The 22448-nt window shown below is 66.8% G+C and carries 19 protein-coding genes; 14 read left to right on the top strand and 5 right to left on the bottom strand.

What is annotated here, in order from left to right:
* Nucleotides 1–2 precede the first annotated feature (2 nt).
* The 4 genes from BIX52_RS01535 to BIX52_RS01550 are packed head-to-tail and all read right to left on the bottom strand — an operon-like array spanning nucleotide 3 to nucleotide 2712.
* Complete coding sequence (locus tag BIX52_RS01535) at nucleotides 3–386, bottom strand: type II toxin-antitoxin system VapC family toxin (RefSeq protein ID WP_075219250.1); 384 nt, start codon at nucleotides 384–386, stop codon at nucleotides 3–5.
* On the bottom strand, nucleotides 383–889 hold the full coding sequence (locus tag BIX52_RS22355) for a hypothetical protein (protein ID WP_083659926.1): 507 nt from the start codon (nucleotides 887–889) through the stop codon (nucleotides 383–385). Before BIX52_RS22355 ends, BIX52_RS01535 begins: the two co-directional genes overlap by 4 nt.
* Nucleotides 890–949: 60 nt before the next feature.
* Nucleotides 950–2098, bottom strand: a complete 1149-nt coding sequence (locus tag BIX52_RS01545) for an isovaleryl-CoA dehydrogenase (protein ID WP_483860497.1) — start codon at nucleotides 2096–2098, stop codon at nucleotides 950–952.
* A gap of 14 nt (nucleotides 2099–2112) precedes the next feature.
* Nucleotides 2113–2712, bottom strand: coding sequence for a TetR/AcrR family transcriptional regulator (locus BIX52_RS01550; RefSeq protein WP_075220083.1), 600 nt, complete (start codon nucleotides 2710–2712; stop codon nucleotides 2113–2115).
* A 257-nt stretch (nucleotides 2713–2969) separates the two neighbouring features.
* On the opposite strand from BIX52_RS01550, the gene BIX52_RS01555 reads away from it, so the two are divergent.
* From BIX52_RS01555 to BIX52_RS01615, 13 genes are all read left to right on the top strand, one after another.
* Nucleotides 2970–3791 (top strand): ABC transporter ATP-binding protein, encoded by an 822-nt coding sequence (locus tag BIX52_RS01555; RefSeq protein WP_245803082.1) that lies wholly within the window; start codon nucleotides 2970–2972, stop codon nucleotides 3789–3791.
* Entirely contained in the window at nucleotides 3788–5800 is a 2013-nt protein-coding gene (locus BIX52_RS01560; protein WP_075219252.1) for an AMP-binding protein, read from the top strand. The genes BIX52_RS01555 and BIX52_RS01560 overlap by 4 nt, the downstream gene beginning before the upstream one ends.
* Nucleotides 5797–6690 (top strand): branched-chain amino acid ABC transporter permease, encoded by an 894-nt coding sequence (locus BIX52_RS01565; protein WP_075219253.1) that lies wholly within the window; start codon nucleotides 5797–5799, stop codon nucleotides 6688–6690. Before BIX52_RS01560 ends, BIX52_RS01565 begins: the two co-directional genes overlap by 4 nt.
* Nucleotides 6691–6693: 3 nt before the next feature.
* Nucleotides 6694–7755 (top strand): branched-chain amino acid ABC transporter permease, encoded by a 1062-nt coding sequence (locus BIX52_RS01570; protein WP_075219254.1) that lies wholly within the window; start codon nucleotides 6694–6696, stop codon nucleotides 7753–7755.
* A gap of 74 nt (nucleotides 7756–7829) precedes the next feature.
* On the top strand, nucleotides 7830–9062 hold the full coding sequence (locus BIX52_RS01575) for an ABC transporter substrate-binding protein (RefSeq protein WP_075219255.1): 1233 nt from the start codon (nucleotides 7830–7832) through the stop codon (nucleotides 9060–9062).
* Nucleotides 9063–9122: 60 nt separating this feature from the next.
* Nucleotides 9123–9953, top strand: a complete 831-nt coding sequence (locus tag BIX52_RS01580; protein WP_075219256.1) for an ABC transporter ATP-binding protein — start codon at nucleotides 9123–9125, stop codon at nucleotides 9951–9953.
* Nucleotides 9954–9960: 7 nt separating this feature from the next.
* Entirely contained in the window at nucleotides 9961–11196 is a 1236-nt protein-coding gene (locus BIX52_RS01585) for a phenylacetate--CoA ligase family protein (protein ID WP_075219257.1), read from the top strand.
* Nucleotides 11197–11654: 458 nt separating this feature from the next.
* Complete coding sequence (locus tag BIX52_RS22360) at nucleotides 11655–14273, top strand: sensor histidine kinase (RefSeq protein ID WP_170126385.1); 2619 nt, start codon at nucleotides 11655–11657, stop codon at nucleotides 14271–14273.
* Nucleotides 14270–14716, top strand: a complete 447-nt coding sequence (locus BIX52_RS01595) for a response regulator (RefSeq protein ID WP_075219258.1) — start codon at nucleotides 14270–14272, stop codon at nucleotides 14714–14716. Before BIX52_RS22360 ends, BIX52_RS01595 begins: the two co-directional genes overlap by 4 nt.
* Nucleotides 14683–15531 (top strand): response regulator, encoded by an 849-nt coding sequence (locus BIX52_RS01600; protein WP_157956180.1) that lies wholly within the window; start codon nucleotides 14683–14685, stop codon nucleotides 15529–15531. Before BIX52_RS01595 ends, BIX52_RS01600 begins: the two co-directional genes overlap by 34 nt.
* Nucleotides 15531–15830: a circadian clock KaiB family protein gene (locus tag BIX52_RS01605; protein ID WP_075220086.1), complete on the top strand. Its 300-nt coding sequence runs from the start codon at nucleotides 15531–15533 to the stop codon at nucleotides 15828–15830. The genes BIX52_RS01600 and BIX52_RS01605 overlap by 1 nt, the downstream gene beginning before the upstream one ends.
* Before the next feature lies 1 nt (nucleotide 15831).
* Nucleotides 15832–17355 carry a circadian clock protein KaiC gene (kaiC, locus tag BIX52_RS01610; RefSeq protein WP_075219260.1) on the top strand — a complete coding sequence of 508 codons (1524 nt, stop codon included), beginning with the start codon at nucleotides 15832–15834 and terminating at the stop codon, nucleotides 17353–17355.
* A gap of 34 nt (nucleotides 17356–17389) precedes the next feature.
* Entirely contained in the window at nucleotides 17390–19207 is a 1818-nt protein-coding gene (locus tag BIX52_RS01615; RefSeq protein ID WP_075219261.1) for an ATP-binding response regulator, read from the top strand.
* A 79-nt stretch (nucleotides 19208–19286) separates the two neighbouring features.
* Here BIX52_RS01615 and gpmI read toward each other — a convergent pair whose 3' ends face one another.
* Complete coding sequence (gpmI, locus tag BIX52_RS01620) at nucleotides 19287–20807, bottom strand: 2,3-bisphosphoglycerate-independent phosphoglycerate mutase (protein WP_075219262.1); 1521 nt, start codon at nucleotides 20805–20807, stop codon at nucleotides 19287–19289.
* A 171-nt stretch (nucleotides 20808–20978) separates the two neighbouring features.
* Here gpmI and BIX52_RS01625 point away from each other — a divergent pair, with 171 nt between their 5' ends.
* Nucleotides 20979–22391, top strand: coding sequence for an efflux RND transporter periplasmic adaptor subunit (locus tag BIX52_RS01625; RefSeq protein ID WP_083659930.1), 1413 nt, complete (start codon nucleotides 20979–20981; stop codon nucleotides 22389–22391).
* Nucleotides 22392–22448 lie beyond the last annotated feature (57 nt).

Consider the following 22448-nt stretch of genomic DNA (forward strand, 5'->3'; position numbering starts at 1 on the left):
GCTCATCGCGTGATCCTTATCTCCAGCCCCAACTCCAGCGAGAGCCAGGCGCGATCGGTCGTATAGACGGTGCCCTTCTGGGTGAGGGCGAGCGCAAGGCAAGCGCGGTCTCCGAGAGAAAGGCCGCGATGCCGGGTCTGACGCCGGAGTTGTCCGGCGAGAAGAGCCTGATCCCCATCGAAATCGACGGAGGTGATACTGAGTGCCAGGACGACCGAGCGCACGGCCGCGTCGTCCATCCCCATGTCGTCCAGCTTGCTGGCGATCTCGGCGACGTTGACGGTCGAGATTACCGCCGTTCCGTCCATGGCCTCGATGACCCCGTCCGCTCCCGGCTCGCTCCAGAGGTAGGCGAGAACGGCGGAACTATCGAGGACAGCGGTCATGTCCTCTGCGGATCCGCGAGGATGGACTCGGCCTCTTCGCGCGCGGCTTCCGCGCGGCGCTCGGCGATCAATTCATCGACCACCGAACGTCCGGCGAAGTCGCTTTCGGCGATCATGCGGCGAACTTTGTCGAGTGCGCCGCGCGCCGTCGACAAATGCAGTTCACCATCGCCGTCCACCCGCGCGATGAGATCCTCGGCTCCGCTCACCTTCATCGCCGCGAGGACGTGAGGCGGCAGCGTGACCACGCCGCCGGCGTCGACCGCGACCCGCTCCAGGCGGACGCCCTCGTCCGCCTCTCCCGCGGCCGGACCCGGCGCCACCGGGGGCGCTGCGCCCGGGCGTGTGGCGGCAAGAGGCTGCTGCAGCACGTTGTAGACGTGCTGATAGCGGATGCCGAGGTGGCGCGCGATGTCGGCGCGCGGGACTCCATGCGCGTGCAGAGCACGGATCTTCGCGGACTTCGTCGGCAGACCGTGCGTGATCGAGTCGAGATCGGTCATGGCAAATACCTACCTACATACACAGCGGATATGTAGGTGTATCCTCCTCGATCCGCACCCTCAAGCGGTCTCCGCGAACAGTTCGCGGCCGATCAGCATGCGGCGGATTTCGGAGGTGCCGGCGCCGATCTCGTAGAGCTTGGCGTCGCGCAGGAGGCGGCCGGTCGGGTATTCGTTGATGTAGCCGTTGCCGCCGAGCGCCTGGATCGCCTCCAGCGCCATCTGCGTCGCCTTCTCGGCGGCGTAGAGGATGCAGCCGGCGGCGTCCTTGCGGCTCGTCTCGCCCCGGTCGCACGCGGCGGCCACCGCGTAGACGTAGGCGCGGCAGGCGTTCGTCGTCACATACATGTCGGCGAGCTTGCCCTGCATGAGCTGAAACTCGCCGATCGCCTGGCCGAACTGCTTGCGCTCGTGCACGTAGGGCACAACGACGTCGAGGCAGGCGGCCATGATGCCGAGCGGCCCCGCCGCCAACACCACACGCTCATAGTCGAGCCCGGACATGAGGACGCGCACGCCGCGCCCCTCCTCGCCCAGAATGTTCTCGAACGGCACTTCGCAGTCCTCGAACACCAGTTCGCAGGTGTTGGAGCCGCGCATGCCGAGCTTGTCGAGCTTCTGGGCGGTGGAGAACCCGGCCATGTCCTTCTCGATCAGGAAGGCGGTGATCCCCTTCGGCCCGGCGTCGGGATCGGTCTTGGCGTAGACGATGAGGGTCGACGCGTCCGGCCCGTTGGTGATCCACATCTTGGTGCCGTTGAGGATGAAGCGGTCGTTGCGCTTCTCGGCCCGCAGCTTCATCGACACCACGTCAGACCCCGCCCCGCTCTCGGACATGGCGAGGCTGCCGACATGCTCGCCCGTCATCAGCTTGGGGAGGTACTTCGCCTTCTGCTCGGGCGTGCCGTTGCGGCGGATCTGGTTGACGCACAGGTTGGAGTGGGCGCCGTAGGAGAGGCCGACCGAGGCCGAGGCGCGGCTGATCTCCTCGATCGCGACGCAATGGGCGAGGTAGCCCATGCCGGTGCCGCCGAGCTCCTCCTCCACCGTCAGGCCGAGGAGGCCGAGCTCGCCCATCTCGCGCCACAGCTCCATGGGGAACTCGTTGGTCGCGTCGATCTCGGCGGCGCGGGGGGCGATGCGCTCGCTCGCAAAGCGGCGCACCGTGTCGCGCAGCGCGTCGATCTCATCGCCGAGGGCGAAGTTCATGGACTTGTCGAACATCAGGTCCTCCCGGCGCCGGCTTCGAGGCCAACGCTCATTAGGGTCATCTCAACATAGATATCGGCCAGCGCACCAGTGGTGAGGCGCCCGCCCTCGCTGTACCAGGTGGTCACGCCCGTCAGCATGGCGATGATGGCACGCGCGGTGATCGCGATGTCACGCACCTTGAAGCCGCCTTCGTCGATGCCGTCGGCGAGGATGGTGCGCAGCTCGTACTCGTAGCGGCGGCGCATCTCGTTCACCGCCTCGAAGTAGCGCTCCTCCAGCGAGCGCAGCTCCATGTAGGCGATGAAGACCGCGTCCGTCTGGTCGACGTGGTAGGTGACGTGGAAGCGGGCGAAGGCGGCGAGACGGTCCGCCGCGGTCCCGTGGAACTGGCGCACCTGCGCCCAGGCCGCCAGAAGGCGCTCCATGTGCGCCATCATCAGGTCGCCGAGGATCGCCTGCTTGGACGGAAAGTGGTTGTAGATCGCGCTTTGGCGAATGCCGACAGCGGACGCGATGTCGCGCATGGAGACCGCGCCATAAGAGCGTTCGGCGATCAGCGCCTTGGCCGCATCGAGGATCGCGTCACGGGTATTTTGGCTTCGGTCGAGCATGGTCCATTCCAATGAACGACCGTTCATTCACGACGTCAAGCGGCGAGTCAAGATTAATTGCACACAAATGATCTCGTGCCCTCGTTTCACAGGCCCTGAGGCGACCTTCGGACAGGATCGCGATCCCGTCCGACATTTGCCGTTGCGACCGGCGCGCTGGGGTGTGAGGATCGCCAACAATAAGCGGACCTGATATGCACGTCAGGGTTTTAGCGAGCCGAGAGCCCCGGAAAGAGGGCCGCGGCAGGGAGGGTGAGTTGACGCCAGACGAGCCGCTGCTCGAGGTGCGTGACGTGTCGCTGAGGTTCGGCGGCGTCAGGGCGCTGTCGAATGTGTCGTTCGCGGTGAGGAAGGGCGAGGTCTTTTCCATCATCGGCCCCAACGGCGCGGGCAAGACGTCGATGCTGAACTGCATCTCGGGACGCTACCGGCCGAGCGAGGGGGACATCCTCTACAAGGGCGCCTCGCTCATGCGCCGGTCGATCAACGACCGCGCGCGCCTCGGCATCGGCCGCACCTTCCAGAACCTCGCTCTGTTCGGCCACATGTCGGTGCTCGACAACATCCTGGTCGGGCGCCACCACATGATGAAGAACAACGTCGTCACCGGCATGGCCTACTGGGTCGGCGGGGCGCGGCGGGAGGAGTTGAAGGAGCGCCGCCGGGTCGAAGAGATCATCGACTTCCTGGAAATCGCCCACGTGCGGGGCGAACCTGCGGGCACCCTCTCCTACGGTCTCAGGAAGCGGGTGGAGCTGGCACGGGCGATGGCGATCGAGCCGGACCTCATCCTGCTCGACGAGCCGATGGCGGGCATGAACCTCGAGGAGAAGGAGGACATGGCCCGCTACATCATCGCCCTGTCCGAAGAGTTCGGCATGACGACGATGATGATCGAGCACGACATGGGCGTCGTCATGGACCTGTCGGACCGGGTGATCGTTCTCGACTTCGGGCGGCGGATCGCCGGCGGCACCCCGGCCGAGGTGCTGGCGGACGAGCACGTGAAGAAGGCCTATCTCGGCGAGGAGGACGAAGTGCTGGACGCGCTCGCCGCGGCCGAGATGGAGGGCGCATGATGGCGGCCCTGTCGGCGAGCGGTGACCGGGTCGGCTGGGGCCCTCCCCCGGCCACCGCGGGCGACGCGGACACGCTCCCCAAGCTCCTGGCGCGCAACGCAAAATCGCATCCCCATCAGGTGGCGCAGCGCGAGAAGGAGTTCGGCATATGGATCCCTTATGACTGGGCCGCTGTGGAAGACCACGTGTCGGCGATGGCCGCCGGGTTCGCCGCGCTCGGCCTCGGCTCCGGCGACGTCGTCGCGCTGATCGGCGACAACCGGCCCGAATGGGTGTGGGGCGAGGTGGCGGCGCACGCCTGCGGCGCCATGTCGCTCGGCGTCTATCGCGACGCCTTGGAGGAGGAGATCCGCCACCTCTTCGACCATGCCGCGCCGAAGATCGTGGTGGCCGAGGACGAAGAGCAGGTCGACAAGCTGCTCGCGCTGGGGGACGCGATCCCCTCGGTGACGGCGATCGTCTACACCGACGATCGCGGCATGCGAAAATACGACGACCCGCGGCTGATCGCGTTGGCGGCGCTGGAGGAATCCGGCCGCGCCGCGCTCGCCGCCCATCCCGGCCGGTGGAGCGAGATGGTGGCCGCCACCCGCGGCGAGGACGTCGCGATCCTGTGCACCACCTCCGGCACCACGTCGAACCCCAAGCTCGCCATGTGGACGTCCGCGGCGCTGATCGGCCATGCCGAGACCTATCTCGCCGCCGATCCGCGCCAGCCGGGCGACGAGTATGTCGCCGTGCTGCCGCTCTCCTGGGTCATGGAGCAAATGTATTCGGTGGGCTGGAACATGCTCGCCCGCATGGTGGTCAACTTCGTCGAGGACGAGACGACGACGATGGCGGACCTGCGCGAGATCGGCCCTCATTTCGTGCTGTTCTCGCCGCGCGTGTGGGAGGGCGTCGCCGCCGACATTCGCGCCCGCATCATGGACACCTCGCCCTGGAAGCGCGCCATCTACGACTGGGCGGTGCCGCGCGGCATGGCGGCCGCCGGGGCCGGCAAGCGGGACGCTCTGGCCGACGCCTTCCTGTTCCGCCACCTGCGCGACAGGCTCGGCTTCTCGCACCTGAAGTCGGCCGCGACGGGGGGCGCGGCGATGGGGCCGGACACCTTCCGCTTCTTCGAGGCGATGGGCGTTCCCCTGAAGCAGCTCTACGGCCAGACCGAGGCGCTGGGCGCCCACACCATCCACAAGGCCGGCGCGGTGGACAACGAGACGGTGGGCCTGCCGATGCCGGGCGTGACCTTGCAGATCCGCGACCCGGACTCGGAGGGCCTCGGTGAGATCCTTGTGAAGCACCCCAACATGATGACGGGCTACTACCGCAATGCCGAGGCGAGCGCGGAGAGTTTCGACGCGGACGGCTGGTTCCAGACCGGCGACGCCGGCTACCTCAACCCGGCGGGCCAGCTCGTGGTGGTCGACCGCATCAAGGACCTCGCGACGACATCGCGGGGCGTGCGCTTCTCGCCCCAGTTCATCGAGAACAAGCTGAAGTTCTCCACCTACGTGGCCGAGGCGGTGATCCTGGGCAAGGACCGGCCTTATCTCGCAGCGATGATCTGCATCCGCTTCCCGATCCTCTCCAAATGGGCGGAGGAGCGGAAGATCTCCTTCACCACCTATTCCGACCTCGCCTCGCGCCCGGAGGTCTATGCCGTCCTGCGCGACGAGGTGGAGCGGGTGAACGCGACGCTCCCCGAACACCAGCGCATCGCCAAATTCCTCCTCCTCTACAAGGAGCTGGATGCGGACGACGGCGAGCTGACGCGCACCAAGAAGGTCCGCCGCGGCGTCATTGCCGAAACCTATGGCGGCATCATCGAAACCATCTATTCCGGCGCCGACCACGTCGACATCGACACGGTGATCCGCTTCCAGGACGGCTCGAAGCAGCGCATCGTCACGCGCCTCGCCATCGAGACCCTGGGAAGCGCGACACCGCCGAGCGCGCCGCCGGGGACCGCGCAGGGCGCCGCCCGCACCGCACCGGAGGCCGCCGCATGAACATCGAGCTTTTCGTTCAGCTTCTCGTCAACGGCGTCATCGTGGGGATGCTCTACGGCGTCGTCGCGATGTGTTTCGTGCTCATCTACAAGTCGACGCAGGTGGTGAACTTCGCGCAAGGCGAGTTCGTGGTCCTCGGCGCGTGGGTGTGCCTCTCCATGGTCATCAACATGGGCCTCCCCTTCTGGGCCGCCTTCATCTTCACCCTCGTCTTCATGATGGCGTTCGGCGTGCTGGTGCAGGTCGTCCTGCTGCGGCCTCTGGTGGGCGAACCCATCATCTCCATCATCATGGCGACCATCGGCCTCTCCATCTTCATGCAGGCGCTGATGAACTGGATCTGGGGCAACAACGCGGTGCGCTTTCCGGACGTGTTCGCGTCGGGCAGCGTCTCGATCGGCGGCCTCAACGTGGAGACCGCGTATCTGATGAGCCTCGTCTTGTCGCTCATCGTCATGGCGCTGTTCTTCTGGTTCTTCCGCTTCTCGCGCTGGGGGCTCGCCATGCGCGCGACCGCCTACAATCAGCAGGTGGCGCAGTCTCTCGGCGTGTCGGTCGGCCAGGTGTTCGCGATGGCGTGGGCGATCTCGGCCATCGTGTCGGGGATCGCGGGCGTCGTCATCGGCCTCGTCTCGGCGGTGTCGAACTCGCTCGCCATCATCGGCATCAAGGTGTTCCCGGCGGTCATCGTCGGCGGGCTGGACTCCATCGTCGGCGCCATCGTCGGCGGGCTGACCATCGGCCTTCTGGAGAACATGGCCGAGTTCGCGGACGGGCAATATCTCCACTGGGGCAACATGTATCAGGTGGCGCCGTTCTACGTGCTCATCGTGATCCTGATGATCCGCCCCTACGGCCTGTTCGGCACGCCGGACATCGAGCGGGTCTGACGCATGGCGCACGTTCCCAATCCGCGCCCCGCGGGCGACTTCCGCACCTCCTACGCGGCCGACACCGCCCTCTTCCGCACGCGGCTCGAAGGCCGGTTGACGCTGCTTCTCGTCTTGGCCGCGCTGTCGGTCCCCTTGTGGGGGTCGAACTATCTCCTCAGCCAGATGATCCTCATCGGCATCTACGCCATCGCCGCCTTGGGGCTCAACGTCCTCACCGGGATGACGGGGCAGATCTCGCTCGGCCACGGCGCCTTCTTCGGCTTCGGCGCCTTCGCGTCCGCCTACTTTTCGTCGAAGGGCATCCCGGTGCTCATCGCGATGCCTCTGGCGGGGCTTCTGACAACCGCCGTCGGCATGATCTTCGGGATCCCTGCGGCACGGCTGAAGGGGCTTTACCTCGCCATCGCCACCCTCGCCTCGCAGTTCATCCTGCAGGATTTCTTCGCCCGCGCGGCGTGGTTCACGGGCGGCTCCTACGGTTCGCTCGCCGAGACCGCCTCGCTGTTCGGGCTGATGATCAACAACGACGCGCGCTACTTCTACCTCGTCCTCTTCTGGGTGGTGGTTTCGTTCCTGATGGTCTCCAACCTCGCCCGCACGCGCGACGGGCGGGCGCTGGTCGCGGTGCGCGACCACTACCTGTCGGCCGAGATGATGGGCATCAATCTGACGCGCTACCGCATCATGTCGTTCGGCATCTCGTCCTTCTTCGCGGGGATCGCGGGCGCGCTCTACGGCCACTATCTGGGCTTCGTCTCGGCGGAGGGCTTCACCATCCTCCTCTCCATCGAATTCCTCGCCATGATCATCATCGGTGGGCTCGGCTCGGTGTCGGGGTCGCTCTTGGGGGCGGCGTTCATCCTGCTGTTGCCGCAGGTGATGGAGGTGTTCGCGGGGACGCTCGCCGGCATCTTCCCGTCGATCGCGCAAGGCTCGGCCTACATCAAGCAGATGTCGGTGGGGGCTGCGATCATCCTGTTCCTCGTCCTGGAGCCGGAAGGGCTCATCCACCGCTGGCGGCTGATGCGCGCCTCCTGGAAGCTCTTCCCCTTCTCGCACTGACCGACCCTCTGGCGGCGAGCGGCCGCCGCCACGGGGCCAACCATAAAAGCCGCATCTTTTGAGGGAGTGACACGATGAGACACACGGCTTTTGCCGCATTGGCGGCGACGCTTCTCGCCGCAACCGCCGCGCCCGCTCTGGCGCAGGACGAGGTGCTGGTCGGCCACCTCGCCGACTATACCGGCGCCACGTCCTTCGTCGGCAAGCAGTTCGCGCCGGGCGTTGCCGATGCGTTCAAGCAGATCAACGCCGACGGCGGCATCGACGGCACCATGGTCAACCTCGACACCGTGGACTACGCCTACAAGGTGCCCGAAGCGATCGCGCTCTATAAGCGGTGGGTCGGCAACGGCATGGTGGCGATGCAGGGCTGGGGCACCGCCGATACCGAGGCACTGATCTCCTTCGTCACGCGCGACGAGATCCCCAACGTGTCCGGCTCCTACTCGGCCCACCTGACCGATCCGACCGGCAAGAACCCGAACACCAAGCTTCCCGCGCCCTACAACTTCTTCTACGGCCCGTCCTACTCCGACGCGTGCCGCGCGCTCGCCCAGTGGGCGAAGAAGGACGCCGAGGCGAAGGGGATCGAAAACCCGACCTTCATCCACACCGGCGACAACCACCCCTATCCGAACGCGCCGAAAGAGGCGTGCAAGGCCTATGTCGAAGAGCTCGGCATGACCTATGCGCCGCCGGTGGTGGTGCCGCTGGCGCCGGGCGACTTCAAGGCGCAGTGCCTGACGATCAAGAATTCCGGCGCGCAGTACGTCTACATGGGCAATCTCGGCGGCTCGGTGGTCTCGCTGATCAAGAGCTGCAACACGGTGGGCGTCGAGGCGACCTACATGGGCAACCCCTGGGCCGGCGACTACCACACGGTCGAGGCGGCCGAGGCGCAGAACCTCATCTTCCCGTCCTCCACGCCCTTCTTCGGCGCCGACGTGCCGGGGATGGAGCTCGTCAAGACGATCCACGCCAACGGCGGCGGCCAGGTCGGCGAGCGGCCGACGCACCATTATATCCGCGCCGTCTGCTCGGCATACTACATGAAGGAGGCGATGGAGTGGGCCAAGGCCAACGGCGGGCTGACCGGCAAGAACATCCGCGACGGCTTCTACCAGAAGACGGACTGGGTGCCGGAAGGGCTGGAGGGCGTGTGCGGCCCGGTGACCTGGTCGCCTGAGGACCACCGCGGGCTGATGGAGATCACCATCAATTCCGGCTCCTTCGTGGACGGCAAGGCGGAGATCACCACAGTCGATCACGTGACGCTGGAGCGGCGCGACGACTGGCTCGGCCAGTAAGCAGCGCCCTTCGCCGCGGCCGGCGGACGGCCGCGGCACCCTCATGTCCGGGAGACGACGATGGCTCTTGCCGAACCGGCGGTGCGCCCTGCCGAGAGCGCTGCGCAGGACACCATCCTGGCGCTCAACAACGTGGAAGTGATCTTCAACGACGTGATCCTCGTGCTGCGCGGCATGTCGATGACGGCGCGGCGCGGCCAGATCACGGCGCTGCTGGGCGCCAACGGGGCCGGCAAGTCGACTACCTTGAAGGCGATCGCGGGGCTGCTCCATACCGAGGACGGCGAGGTGACGCGCGGCACCATCCACTATGACGGGGCCGACATCACCAGGACCGCGCCCGACCGCAAGGTGAAGGACGGGCTGTTCCTGGTGATGGAGGGGCGCGGCATCGTCCAGGACATGACGATCACCGAGAACCTGAGGCTCGGCGCCTTCACCCGGCCGGGAGCGAACCTGAAGCACGATCTGGAACAGGTGTTCGACTATTTCCCGCGGCTGCGCGAGCGCCACGGCCTCGCGGGTTATCTGTCTGGCGGTGAGCAGCAGATGCTGGCCATCGGCCGGGCGCTGATGGCGCGGCCCAAGCTGATCCTGATGGACGAGCCGTCGATGGGGCTGTCGCCGCTTCTGGTGAAGGAGGTGTTCGGCATCATCCGGCGGCTGAACCGTGAGCTCGGCCTTTCCATCCTCCTGGTGGAGCAGAACGCCAACATGGCGCTGAAGGCGGCCGACTACGGCTACATCATGGAGAACGGCAAGATCGTGCTGGACGGGACCGGCGAGGCGTTGCAGCAGAACGAGGACGTGAAAGAGTTCTATCTCGGCGGCGGCGAGCGGCGGTCCTTCAAGGCCGTGAAGAGTTTCCGCCGCCGCAAACGCTGGCTCTGAGGCTCCGATGAGCGACTTTTTCGATGCGCGTGAGACCCGCGCCCCGGCCGAGCGCGAGGCGGCTTTGATGGAGGCGGTCCGCACCCAGGTGGCGAACGCGAAGGCGAACGCGCCTTATTATCGCGGCACGCTGGCGGACGTCGACCCGGCGTCGCTGACCGACCGTGCGGCGCTGGCGACCCTTCCCGTCCTCTACAAGTCCGACCTCGCCGATGTTCAGGCCGCGGCGCCGCCGCTGGGCGGCCTCGCCACCCGCCCGGCCTCGGCCTTCAAGCGGCTCTACCTCTCGCCGGGGCCGATCGCCGAGCCGGAGGCCGACGTGCCGCACTGGCGGATGGAGCGGGCGCTTTGGGCGGCGGGGTTTCGCGCCGGCGACATCGCCATGAACACCTTCGCCTATCACCTGACCCCGGCGGGGATGATGTTCGACCACGCTCTGGCGGGCATCGGCGCCACTGCCGTCCCGTCCGGCACAGGCAACACGCAGACCCAGGCGAGCGCGATCCCCAGGCTGGGGATCACCGCCTATGTGGGAACGCCCGATTTCCTGAAAGCGATCCTCGAGAAGGCCGCAGAGGGTGGCATCGACACCACCACGATGGCGCGCGCCCTCGTCACCGGCGGCCCGCTTTTTCCCGCATTGCGCGAATTCTACGAGGCGCGCAACATCGCCGTGCGGCAGTGCTACGGCACCGCCGAATTGGGGCTGATCGGCTACGAGACCACACCCGGCGCCGGCTTGGTGGTGGACGAGGACGTGCTGGTCGAGATCGTCACCCCCGGCACCGGCCGGCCGGTGGCGCCGGGCGCGGTCGGCGAGGTGGTGGTCACGACCTTCAACCCCGCCTATCCGTTGATCCGCTTCGCCACCGGGGACCTGTCGGCCGAGATCGCCGAGCCCTCGCCGTGCGGGCGCACCGCGATGCGGCTGAAAGGCTGGATGGGGCGCGCCGACCAGACGACCAAGGTGCGCGGCATGTTCGTCCACCCGCGCCAGGTCGCGGCGGTGGCGGCGCGTTTCCCGGCGATCGGCAAGGCGCGGCTGGTGGTGGACGAGGTGGACGGGTCCGACACGCTGCTTCTGAAGGCGGAGGTGGCGGCGCCGGGGCCGGACCTTGCCGCCGCCGTGGCCGATGCCGTCCGAGCCGAATGCCGCGTGCGGGGCGACGTCGCCTTCGTGGAGCCGGGCAGCCTGCCGGACGACGGGAAGGTGATCGACGACGTGCGCAAGATCGGCGGCTAGGGCGGGCCGAGGCGGCGGGCGGCGCGCAATACCGGGCGCGGACGATTTCTGCCACGCTGCGGCGTTCTCGTGGCGACTGCTCGGGCCGAACGGTGGTAGTAAAGTGCCGCTATGATCGCGTCTCGTTTGCCACCGAAGCTACGTCCGGACCTTGCAACCGTTCAGGCCCGTCCGATCCTCGCCTTGACGGGACAGCACAACTATAGGACGGTCTTCACGTCCTCCCGCGGTTCGCCGGCTGCGGGAGCGCGTGCCGAGAGTGGTGCTGCCTGCTCTGCCGTCACACACCCCCGGCCAGATTGGGATCGTGTGTCACGATGATGTTTCCCACAGCCAACCCCGCAACACCGGCCTTCGTGCCGCGGCCCAGCGCAGAGCGGCTGGGCAAGCGGGCACAGACCGGCTCCTCGCGACCACCCGGCGGATCCGGCCATGGGCTGCTTCACATGTTTCGATCATTGACCATTACCACGCAACTCCTGATCGCGATGGTGGGCCTCGTTCTGGTCGCCTCCGCCTCGGTCGGCTTTTCCGTCTATTGGACGGTGGAGCGCGCCATTTTGCCGCTGGTCGCGCAACGGTTGGAGGGGGACGCCCGCCGCCTGGCCAACCAGCTCATCAGCAAAACCGGAACATATCAGGCCGATCTCAAGGCACAGGCCATCTCCCAGCCGCTGGCCAAATTCGTCGAAACGATGCGCAGCGGCAGTCCCGACCGCGCCTACGGCTGGACGATGGCCGAGTGGAAGTACGCCATCGAACAGCAGTTTATCACCGAGCTGGCGGTCAAGCCGGATTATCTTCAGTTGCGCGTCATCGGTGCCGACGGTCGCGAGCTGATCCGCGTGGACAAGGGCGAGGCCGGCCTTCCGCCCTCCGCCGTCCCGGCGGCCGGGCTGCAGGACAAGTCGCACCGCCCGTACATTCCGGCGACACTGTCGACCGAGAGCGGCAGCATCTACGTCTCGGCCATCGACCTCAACCGCGAGTTCGGTGCGGTCGAAGAGCCCTTCGTGCCGACCGTGCGCTTCGCGATGCCCATCGACGCGGCGGACGGCTCACGCTTCGGTCTCGTGATCCTGAACGTCGACATGCGCGAAAGCTTCGACGCGCTGCGCCGCGCCGTCCCGCCGGCCTCGGACCTCTACATCATCAACGGTGAGGGCGACTATCTCGTCCATCCGGATCGGTCGCTGGAGTTCGGATTCGACCGCGGGGAACGCATCCTCTTTTCGCAGGATCAGCCGAACCTCGCGGCCGCGATCGGCGAGGAGGCCAGCGGCAGCACCACCATGGAAACGGACGAGACACCCTTCCTCGCCCTCGCCTGGGTGGAGGCTGAAGTGTCGCGGAACCTGCCGCCGCTCAGCATCATCATGACGCGGCCGTTGCAGCTCAGCGTCGTTGCGCCACAGGTGCGCGAGACTGCCGGCCTCGTCGCGCTGATCGCCGCGGCGCTGGCCTCCATCGCCGTGGCGCTCGCCGCGCGGGCGATCGTGCGGCCCATCGTGGCGATGACGGCGGGTGTCGCCGATGCGAGTGCCGGCCGGCCGGTCAACCTGCCCACCGATCGCGGCGGCGAGATCGGCGTCCTCGCCCGCGCCCTCACCGATTATATCGAGCGCGAGCGGTTCGATACGGCGATCGTGAACAGCTCCAACGACGCCATTCTGACCACCGACAGGGACGGGATCATCGTCCGCTGGAACCCCGCGGCGACCCTGCTCTTCGAGGTCGCGGAGGCCAATGCGGCCGGCCGTAAGGTGGAGGACGTGATCGCCCCGCCGGGCGCTGTCGAGGTCGAAAGCTGGTTCAAGTCGGCGACGGGGCCGGGCGGTACACTGGGAGCCGTGGAGATCTCGCGCGAGCGGCGGGACGGCAGCCTGAGCGACATCGCCCTCAGACCCTCGCCGGTGAGGGCGCCGGACGGGTCGATCCTCGGCCTGTCCATCATCGCGCGCGACGTCACCGCGAGCCGCGAGGCGCAGGAGATGTTCCGTCTATCGGTGGAATATTCCCCCGCCGGGAACGTGCTGGTCGATGCGTCCGGCACGATCATCCTCGTCAACGCGCAGACCGAGGCGGTGTTCGGCTATCCGCGTGACGAATTGATCGGCCAGCCGGTGGACAAGCTGCTGCCTCCGGCCGCGCTCGGCCAGCACGCGACCTTCATGGCCGACTATCTGAAATCGCCGAGCCGCCGCGCCATGGGCAACGAGCGCGACGTCTTCGGCCGCCGCAAAACAGGCGAAATCGTGCCGATCGAAGTTGGCTTGACGCCGGTGCCGACCCGCAACGGCATGCTGGTACTGGCGGCGATCGTCGACCAGTCGGCCGCGCGCAAGGCGCAGCGCGACCTGAAGGCCCGGTCCGACGAGCTTGAGCGCTCGAACAAGGACTTGATGCAGTTCGCCTACGTCGCCTCGCACGACCTGCAGGAGCCGTTGCGCATGGTCGCAAGCTTCACCCAGCTTCTGGCCGACCGCTATCAGGGCCAGCTCGACGAGCGGGCGGACAAATACATCCACTTCGCCGTGGACGGGGCGAAGCGGATGCAGTCGCTCATCAACGACCTGCTCGACTATTCCCGCGTCGGGGCGACGGCGCGCGAGCTGGAGCCGGTCGACATCGCCGACATCTGGACCCGCGTCGTTCGCGTCTCGGCAAAGACGATCCAATCGACGGAGGCCGTGATCGAAACGGGCGATTTGCCCGATCGCGTTCTGGGCGACAGCGAGCACCTTTCGCGCCTTCTCCAGAACCTCTTGTCCAACGCGCTGAAATTCCGCAGCGAGGCGCCGCCCCACGTCACCTTCGGCGCCGAGCGGACCGGCGAGACCTGGACGTTCACGATGACGGACAACGGCATCGGCTTCGAGGCGCGCGACGGCACCCGCGTGTTCGAGATGTTCCAGCGCCTGAACGACCGTGGGCGCTACGAGGGCACCGGGCTCGGCCTCGCCATCGCCAAGCGCATCGTCGACCAGCACGGCGGGCGCATCTGGGTCGACAGCAAGCCCGGCCACGGCAGTGCCTTCCACTTCACACTTTCCCCCGTTGACGAAACGAGCGCATGAGCCATCCGATCAAAGTCCTTCTCGTCGAAGACAACCCTGCGGACGTGGAGCTGACGCTCGAGGCTCTCGGCAGCGGGAAGCTCCGTGTCGATCTCGACGTGGTGACCGACGGGGCGGCAGCGCTCGACTACCTGAACCGGACCGGGTCCTATCGCGGTCAGGCGGCTCCCAACATGATCATCCTGGACCTCAACGTTCCGCGAGTCAGCGGGCGTGATGTTCTGGCATTTGTAAAGTCGAACGAACATCTCAAACGCGTCCCCATTGTCATTCTCACCTCGTCTGCGGCAGAAACGGATGTCGCTCAGAGCTACGACCTCGGCGCGAACTGCTACGTCACGAAGCCGCTCGATTTCGGCGCTTTCCAAAACATCGTGACATCGCTAGAAACGTTTTGGTTTACCGTTGTTTGCCTACCGACCGTGGACAAGGACGCATCATAGTGCCGGATAAGGTCGTCCGACGTGTCTTACATATCGAGCAAAATGTTGCCGATATCGAGATCGTGCGTGAATTCCTGGAAGACGATCCCGCCTCGCCGGAGGTTTATCACGTTGATCATGTAGGCGAATTGGACGATGCCATCGGCAAGCTTCAATCCGACCTTTATGATGCCGTTCTGCTGCACCTGCGTCTGGCCGCCGAAGGGGTGGCCGCGGTGCGCAAGACGGCCGCGCAGGTGCCTGTCATCGTGATCACCGGGTTCGACGACGAGACCCGCGGCCTCGAGGCGATCGATTCGGGCGCCCAGGACTATCTGTTCAAGAACGACCTGACCGCGCGCGGGCTGCGGCGGGCCATCGGCTACGCGATCAGCCGCAAGCGCGAGGCCGAAGTCCGCGTGCTGGGCGAAACCCTCACCCGCTTTCGCGAGCTCGCCTCCGAAGCGTCGACCACGTCGGTCACCGCGCGGGCGATGGGGGTCGGACCGTTGAAGGACTCCACGCCGGAGCTTTTCGACGAGGCGGTCGGCTTTTACGCGCGCCTCATGAAGCGTTACGTTATGGCTCCACGAAGTGAACATACGGAGCCGCGGGATGGCATGGAACGGTTGATCACGCGTCTCGGCGACATGGGGGCCGGCCCCAAGGACATGATCGACCTGCACGCGAGTGCCCTCGAGGAAGTTTTGCACACCGAGCGCAAGGCGGAAACCAACATCATGATCGTGGAGGGGCGCCTCTTCGCGCTGGAGATGATGGGATTACTTGTCAATTATTATCGTCTCGGCCACCGACGCCTGACGTGGGGGCGCTGATGCGGTACCGACTGCGCCTTTTCATCACCGGCCGAACCCCGTTCTCGCAACGTGCGATTGCCAATCTGCATGAAATTTGCGAGCATGAATTGAAAGGCCGCTGCGACGTCGAGATCATCGACGTGCTCGAAAATCCCGCTGCAGCGGAGGAAGACAAAATTTTGGCGACACCGACGCTCGTCCGCAAGCTTCCGGAACCCGTCCGAAAGATCATCGGCGACCTCAGCGATCTTGAGAAAGTCTATATCGGGCTCGACGTGACTCCCTCCGGTTCTTCGACCGTGCGCAGCGGGCAATGACGTGACGACACCCAAGCTCCTCAAAAAACTCGAAACGGGCATTGCCGGCCTCGACGAAATCGCCAACGGAGGGCTGCCGCACGGCCGCTCGACGTTGATCGCCGGCACCGCCGGCAGCGGCAAGACCGTCATGGCCCTGCAGTTCCTCTACTGCGGCATTACCGACTACGACGAAAACGGCGTCCTCGTGACCTTCGAGGAAACACCGGCCGACATGATGGCCAACGTGGCCTCCTTCGGCTGGAACCTCGAAGCCTTGGTGGAGGCCGGCAAACTCGCGATCGTGGACGCCGCGCCCGACCCGTCGGAAGACATCATCGAAGCCGGCGGGCACGACCTCGCGGCGCTGATGGCGCGGATCGAACGGGCCGTGCGCAAGGTGGGCGCTCAGCGCGTCATCCTCGACGCGGTCGGCGCCCTCTTCCCGCAATTCTCCGACGCGCTCCTCGTCCGGCGCGAGCTGCAACGCATCCTCGCCGGGCTGCGCCTCCTCGGCGTCACCACCATCATCAATCTGGAACGCACCGAGGACGAAGGCCCGGTCGGCCGCTTCGGCGTCGAGGAGTTCGTCGCCGACAACGTGCTTCTGGTGCGCAACCGGCTCGACATGGAAAAGCGCCGCCGCACCATCGAAATTCTGAAGTTCCGCGGGGCCACCCACCAGAAGGGCGAATATCCCTTCACGATCGACGAGCTCGACGGCGTCACCGTCCTGCCGCTCTCGGCCACCAGCCTGCAGCAGTCGTCGTCGGACCTGCGCCACTCGTCCGGCGTGCCGGAGCTCGACGAGATGTGCGGCGGCGGCATCTACCGCGATTCCATCATCCTCGTCTCCGGCGCCACCGGCACCGGCAAGACGCTGATGGTGACAGAATACGTCAAAGCCGCGATCACCGCCGGCCAGCGCGTCCTCCTCATCGGCGCGGAGGAAAGCCGCGACCAGCTCGGCCGCAACGCCAAAGCCTGGGGCGCCGACTTCGACAAAGCCGAAGAGGACGGCCTCCTCAAGGTCATCTGCCGCTATCCCGAGGTCATGGGCCTCGAAGATCACCTGCTGCAGATGAAGCGCGACATCCGCGAGTTCAAACCCACCCGCATCGCCGTCGACTCGCTGTCCGCCTTCGAGCGCGTCTCATCGGTCAAGTCGTTCCGTGAATTCGTCATCGGAATCACGGGATTTATCAAAGAACAGCAAATTACGGGTCTGTTCACCAACACCACGTCGATGTTGATCGGCGGCGAATCCATCACCGAAACTCATATTTCGACGATTACTGACTCCATCATTCTTTTGCGCTATGTGGAGCTGTTCGGCGAGATGCGGCGCGGCCTCACCGTCCTCAAGATGCGCGGAACCTGGCACGAAAAGGAGATTCGCGAATACGTGATCGACGGCAACGGCATGTCGATCAAAGGCCCGTTCAAAGGCGTCCACGGCATCCTGTCCGGCATGCCGACCTACAGCTTCACGACCGAGGCCGAACGTATGGAAACGATGTTCAACATTGAAAGAGGGTCGAGCTGAGCCAAGGCCGCTCGCAGCCCCCCGGGTCCAACGCGTGTATCCCACTGACGACAGCAAGAGTCTCCTTCTCGTCGAAGACAACCCGGCCGACGCGGCCCTCACCGCCGCCCTCCTCGAGGGGGCCGACGTCTCGTTCGAGATCCTGATCGCCAGCTCGCTGGAGCAGGCGCTCACGCTCCTGGCCGAACACGACATCGACGCGGTCGTCCTCGACCTGAACCTGCCCGATTCACGCGGCGTCGACACCCTGCGCAGCGTGCGAACCGCCCACCACGACGTGGCCATCGTCGTCGTGTCCGGCGCCAACCCGCCGGGACTGCGGGCCGAAGTGCTGGCCGAGGGCGCTCAGGACTACATCTGGAAGAACGAGCCGGACGCCAACTTCCTCGCCCGCTGCATCCTCTACGCCGTGGAGCGGCACCGCGCCCAGGAGGCCCACCGCAGCGTCCGCCAGCTTCTCGACGCGAACCCGGACGCGATGATCGTCGTCGACGGGGACGGAATCGTGCGCTACGTCAACCGCGCCGCCGAAGAGCTGATCGACCAGGGGTCCAACCTCCTCGGCGAATGGCTCGGCTTCTCGTCGGGCGAGCGGCTGACCGAGATCCAGATCCTCAACGGCGGCAAGCCGCGCACGTGCGAAATGAAGGTCGCCGACATCGAGTGGCAGGGCCAGCGCGCCACCCTCGCCGCCATCCGCGACGTCACCGAGAACCGCCTCCTCGCCGAACAGGTGCGCGCCGCCCAGAAGATGGAAGCGCTCGGCATGCTGGCCGGCGGCGTCGCCCACGACTTCAACAACCTCCTCGTCGTCATCATGGGCAACCTCGAATTCCTACGCGAGGACATCGCCGACGAAGAGCAACTCACCATGCTGTCGCGCATCGAGACCGCGACCGAGCGCGCCCGCACGCTGACGCGCCAGCTCCTCGCCATGTCGCGCCGCCAGCCCTCGCACCCCATCGTGGTGCGCCCGAACGACCTCATCATCAAAAGCTACACGATGCTGCGGCCGAGCTTCCCGAAGGACATCGACCTCGCCTTCATCCCGGCCGAGAACATCTGGAACGTGCGGATCGACCCGTCCGAATTCGACCAGGTGCTGATGAACCTCGCCTTCAATGCCAAGCACGCTCTGCCGCGCGGCGGGCGGGTGCAGGTGGATGTCGCCAACGTCACCGTGCGCGAGCCGATCGGCAGCGTCATGCCGGGCGACTATGTGCGCGTGCGCGTGTCGGACAACGGAACAGGCATTACGCCCGAACACCTGGAGCGGATCTTCGAGCCCTTCTTCTCCACCAAGGTCGCCGGGACCGGGACGGGGCTCGGCCTTGCCATCTGCCAGGGCATCGCGCGCAAGGCGGGGGGTGACATCATCGTCAACTCCACGCTCGGCGAGGGGAGCACCTTCACCATCCTTCTGCCGCGCACGCACGACTCGGTGACGACGCCGGAGAACGCGGCGAGCCTGCCTCAGGTGGTGGGCGACGAGACCATCCTCGTGGTGGAGGACGATGCTGCGGTGGCCGGTTCCATCCAGCATGCGCTGCAGATGCGCGGCTTCCGCACCATCCACGTGGACGATGGCGAGAAGGCGACGCGCGTCCTCAGCGACACCAACCAGGACATCGACCTCGTCCTCAGCGACGTGGTGATGCCGCGCATGGGCGGGGTGGAGCTGGCGCGCTGGATGACCGAGAATCGCCCCGAAATGAAGGTGCTTCTCGCCACCGGCTATGCCGACAATGTCGACGCCCTGCGCGCCGAGAACAACCCGATGCGCGAATTTCTGTTCAAGCCCTTCGCCCCCACCGACCTCATCGCGACCGTGCGCATGATGCTGGACCGCTGAAGAAACCGCTGGAGGCTGGTGAGGAGGGCAAGCGCGGAGGACGGGGACTGAGGACGGGCGCACCCGCCCTCTCCTGCCGTCAGTCGGCGAAGGTCGCCAGGCAGCGCCCCGTCATCGCCTCCGGCTGCGCGATCCCCATCAGGGCGAGCAGGGTCGGGGCGAGGTCGGCGAGGCGCCCGTTCGCCATGGTCGCCTTGCGCGGCGAGACCAGCACCACAGGCACGTCGTTCAGAGTGTGCGCGGTGTGCGGGCCGCCGGTCTCGGGGTCCACCATCATCTCGCAATTGCCGTGGTCGGCGGTGAAGATCAGCGCGCCGCCCTTGGCCTCGATCGCATCGGCGATCCGGCCGAGGCTCCCGTCCACCGTCTCCACCGCCTTGATCGCCGCGGCGAGGCTGCCGGTGTGACCCACCATGTCCGGGTTGGCGAAGTTGACGACGATGAGGTCGTAGGCGTCCGAGGCGATCGCCTTCAGCACGGCCTCTGTCAGCTCCGGCGCCGACATTTCCGGCTGCAGGTCGTACGTCGTCACCTTCGGCGAGGGCACCATGGTGCGGTCCTCCCCCTCGAACGGCGCCTCCAGCCCGCCGTTGAGGAAGTAGGTGACGTGCGGATATTTCTCCGTCTCGGCGAGGTGGATCTGGTGCTTGCCCGCGGCGGCGACGGTCTCGGCGAGGCCGTCACGCAGGTTCTGCGGCTCGAACAGCACCTTGAAGCGCGCCGACAATTCCTTGCTGTAGGACACCATGCCGACGAGGCTCGCCCACTGCGGCGCGGCGCCCCTGTCGAAGCCGGTGAAGTCCGGGTCGGTCAGCGCGGTCAGGATCTCACGCGCGCGGTCGGAGCGGAAGTTGAAGCACACGAGCGCGTCGCCGTCCGCCACGCCGGCATAATCCCCGATCACCGTGGGGAGCACGAACTCGTCGGTAGTCCCCTCGGCCTGCGCGGCCTCCACGGCGGCCACCGCGCTCGCCGCTTGCGGCCCCTCGGCCGAAACGATGGCGCGGTAGGCCTTCTCCACACGCTCCCAGCGGTTGTCGCGGTCCATGGCATAATAGCGCCCGCTGACGGTGCCGATGGTGGCGCCCTGCGGCAGCTCCGCCGCCACGCTCGTCAGGAAGCCCACCGCCGAATCGGGGGCGGTGTCGCGCCCGTCGGTGAAGGCGTGGAGGACGGAGGGGACGCCCGCCTCGGCGAGCGCCTTGGCGACGGCGACGGCGTGCCGCTGATGGCTGTGCACCCCGCCGTCCGACACAAGGCCGACGATGTGGCAGCGCCCGCCCGACGCCTTCAGCGCGTCCGCCAGCCCGGTTGCGGCGAGGCGCTCGGCGAGGTCGCCGGAGGTGATCGCTTCGTCGATGCGCGGCAGCTCCTGCATCACCACGCGCCCGGCGCCGATGTTGAGGTGGCCCACCTCAGAGTTGCCCATCTGCCCTTCCGGCAGGCCGACGTCGGGCCCGCATGTCTTCAGGAAGGCGTGCGGGTTCGCGGCATAGAGCCGGTCGAAGTTGGGGGTGTCGGCCTGGAGGACGGCGTTGGCCTCGCGCTCTTCGCGCCAGCCCCAACCGTCCAGGATCATCAGCATCACCGGAACAGGCATTGTGTCTCCATCGCTCGCTCTCCCCCGCGATTAGGCCAAGGGCGCGACGCCTTCCACCTGTTTTGACACAGCATGGCAGCGTCACGGATTTGGAATTTGCGGTTCAAGGAATTACCTAAGCACCATCGCGGCGACATCCACCGCCGACTTTCACGCTTCACGGAGACGAGTATGTTGAGGTCTGCAGCGCGGATCCTCACTGTGGCGACTGCGATCAGCCTGATTGCGGTCAGCGCTGCCGAAGCCCAACGCAGCCGGCGCAGTTCGCAGAGCGAGGACACCCCCGCCCCCGCCGCGGCGGCGCCCGAAAAGGCGGCACCCGCCGAACAGGCGGCGCCCGCGGCCCCCCCTGCCCCGGCCGTCACCTTCGTGACGCTTCAGCCGCAGGACATCACGCTGACGACTCTGCTGCCCGGCCGCGTGGTGGCATCGGGCGTTGCCGAGGTGCGCCCGCAGGTGGACGGTATCATCACCGAGCGCCTGTTCGACGAAGGCGCCGACGTGAAGATCGGCGATCCGATGTACCGGATCGCGCCGGAGACCTACGAGGCGCGTGTGGCCGCGGCGCGCGCGGCTGTGGCGCAGGCCCAGGCCACCTTCAACCAGGCCGAGAACGACGCCACCCGCAACGACCGCCTGCGCCAGCGCGGCGTGATCAGCGAGCAGCAGCTCGAGACCGCGGTCGCCACGCGCGAGACGGCCGACGCGGCCCTCCAGGTCGCCCAGGCCCAGCTCCTGCAGGCGGAGATCGACCTCGACCGGACCACCATCACGGCGCAGCTTTCGGGCGTCGTCGGCCGCTCCTTCGCCACGCAAGGTTCGCTGGTGACGGCGGGACAGGCGACGGCGCTCGCGGTCATCCGCACGATCGACCCGGTCTATGTGGACGTGACCCAGTCGGCGGCCGAGCTTCTGGAGTTCCGCCGCGGCATGCTGCAGGAGCGGCTGAAAGGGGCGGACACCTCCGTGGCGCTCACCCTGGCCGACGGCACCGTGTACGAGAAGCGGGGCGAGCTGACCGCCGCCGAGCCTTACGTGAACGAGAGCACCGGCGTGGTGACGCTGCGCCTCACGTTCGAAAACCCCAACCGGCTGCTGCTCCCCGGCATGTATGTGCAGGTGCAGATGCCGCAGGGGCAGGTGGACAACGTTGTGCTCGCCCCGCAGGAGGGGGTGACGCGCAACCGCCGCGGTCAGCCGATCGCCTACATCGTCAACGGCGAGAACGTGATCGAGGAGCGTGAGCTGGTGACGGCGGGGACGCGCGGCAATGCGTGGATCATCACCGACGGTCTGTCGGGCGGGGACCGCATCGTCGTCGCCGGACTGCAGCGGATCCGCCCCGGCGTGACGGTGCGGCCTGAGGAGCGCCCGGCGGCCGAGGCCGAGCCTCCGGTGGCCGGTTCCGCAGCGCCCGAGGCGCCCATCGCCCCGGACTCGGCCCCGAAGGGCGAGGACGCCGCCAGCACGGACAGCACCAAGGTCGCGCCTGATGCGGCGGCGCACGATGCGTCTGCGACGAGCGTGACCGCGGCGGCTGTCCCGGCGGAAAAGCCGGCCGCCGTGTCGACCGCCGCGAACTGAACCCGCGCTTTCACACCGCGCCGCGAGCCGGTCGGCCGATGCAGGCCGGCTTCGTCA

It is taken from the genome of Acuticoccus yangtzensis, from assembly GCF_001927245.1.
Lineage (GTDB): Bacteria > Pseudomonadota > Alphaproteobacteria > Rhizobiales > Amorphaceae > Acuticoccus > Acuticoccus yangtzensis.

What these genes read in the sequence shown, in the direction of transcription:
- BIX52_RS01535 (WP_075219250.1), bottom strand. Translation starts at nt 386, where the DNA reads ATGACCGCTGTCCTCGATAGTTCCGCCGTTCTCGCCTACCTCTGGAGC.
- BIX52_RS22355 (WP_083659926.1), bottom strand. Translation starts at nt 889, where the DNA reads ATGACCGATCTCGACTCGATCACGCACGGTCTGCCGACGAAGTCCGCG.
- BIX52_RS01545 (WP_483860497.1), bottom strand. Translation starts at nt 2,098, where the DNA reads ATGAACTTCGCCCTCGGCGATGAGATCGACGCGCTGCGCGACACGGTG.
- BIX52_RS01550 (WP_075220083.1), bottom strand. Translation starts at nt 2,712, where the DNA reads ATGCTCGACCGAAGCCAAAATACCCGTGACGCGATCCTCGATGCGGCC.
- BIX52_RS01560 (WP_075219252.1), top strand. Translation starts at nt 3,788, where the DNA reads ATGATGGCGGCCCTGTCGGCGAGCGGTGACCGGGTCGGCTGGGGCCCT.
- BIX52_RS01565 (WP_075219253.1), top strand. Translation starts at nt 5,797, where the DNA reads ATGAACATCGAGCTTTTCGTTCAGCTTCTCGTCAACGGCGTCATCGTG.
- BIX52_RS01570 (WP_075219254.1), top strand. Translation starts at nt 6,694, where the DNA reads ATGGCGCACGTTCCCAATCCGCGCCCCGCGGGCGACTTCCGCACCTCC.
- BIX52_RS01575 (WP_075219255.1), top strand. Translation starts at nt 7,830, where the DNA reads ATGAGACACACGGCTTTTGCCGCATTGGCGGCGACGCTTCTCGCCGCA.
- BIX52_RS01580 (WP_075219256.1), top strand. Translation starts at nt 9,123, where the DNA reads ATGGCTCTTGCCGAACCGGCGGTGCGCCCTGCCGAGAGCGCTGCGCAG.
- BIX52_RS01585 (WP_075219257.1), top strand. Translation starts at nt 9,961, where the DNA reads ATGAGCGACTTTTTCGATGCGCGTGAGACCCGCGCCCCGGCCGAGCGC.
- BIX52_RS01595 (WP_075219258.1), top strand. Translation starts at nt 14,270, where the DNA reads ATGAGCCATCCGATCAAAGTCCTTCTCGTCGAAGACAACCCTGCGGAC.
- BIX52_RS01605 (WP_075220086.1), top strand. Translation starts at nt 15,531, where the DNA reads ATGCGGTACCGACTGCGCCTTTTCATCACCGGCCGAACCCCGTTCTCG.
- gpmI (WP_075219262.1), bottom strand. Translation starts at nt 20,807, where the DNA reads ATGCCTGTTCCGGTGATGCTGATGATCCTGGACGGTTGGGGCTGGCGC.
- BIX52_RS01625 (WP_083659930.1), top strand. Translation starts at nt 20,979, where the DNA reads ATGTTGAGGTCTGCAGCGCGGATCCTCACTGTGGCGACTGCGATCAGC.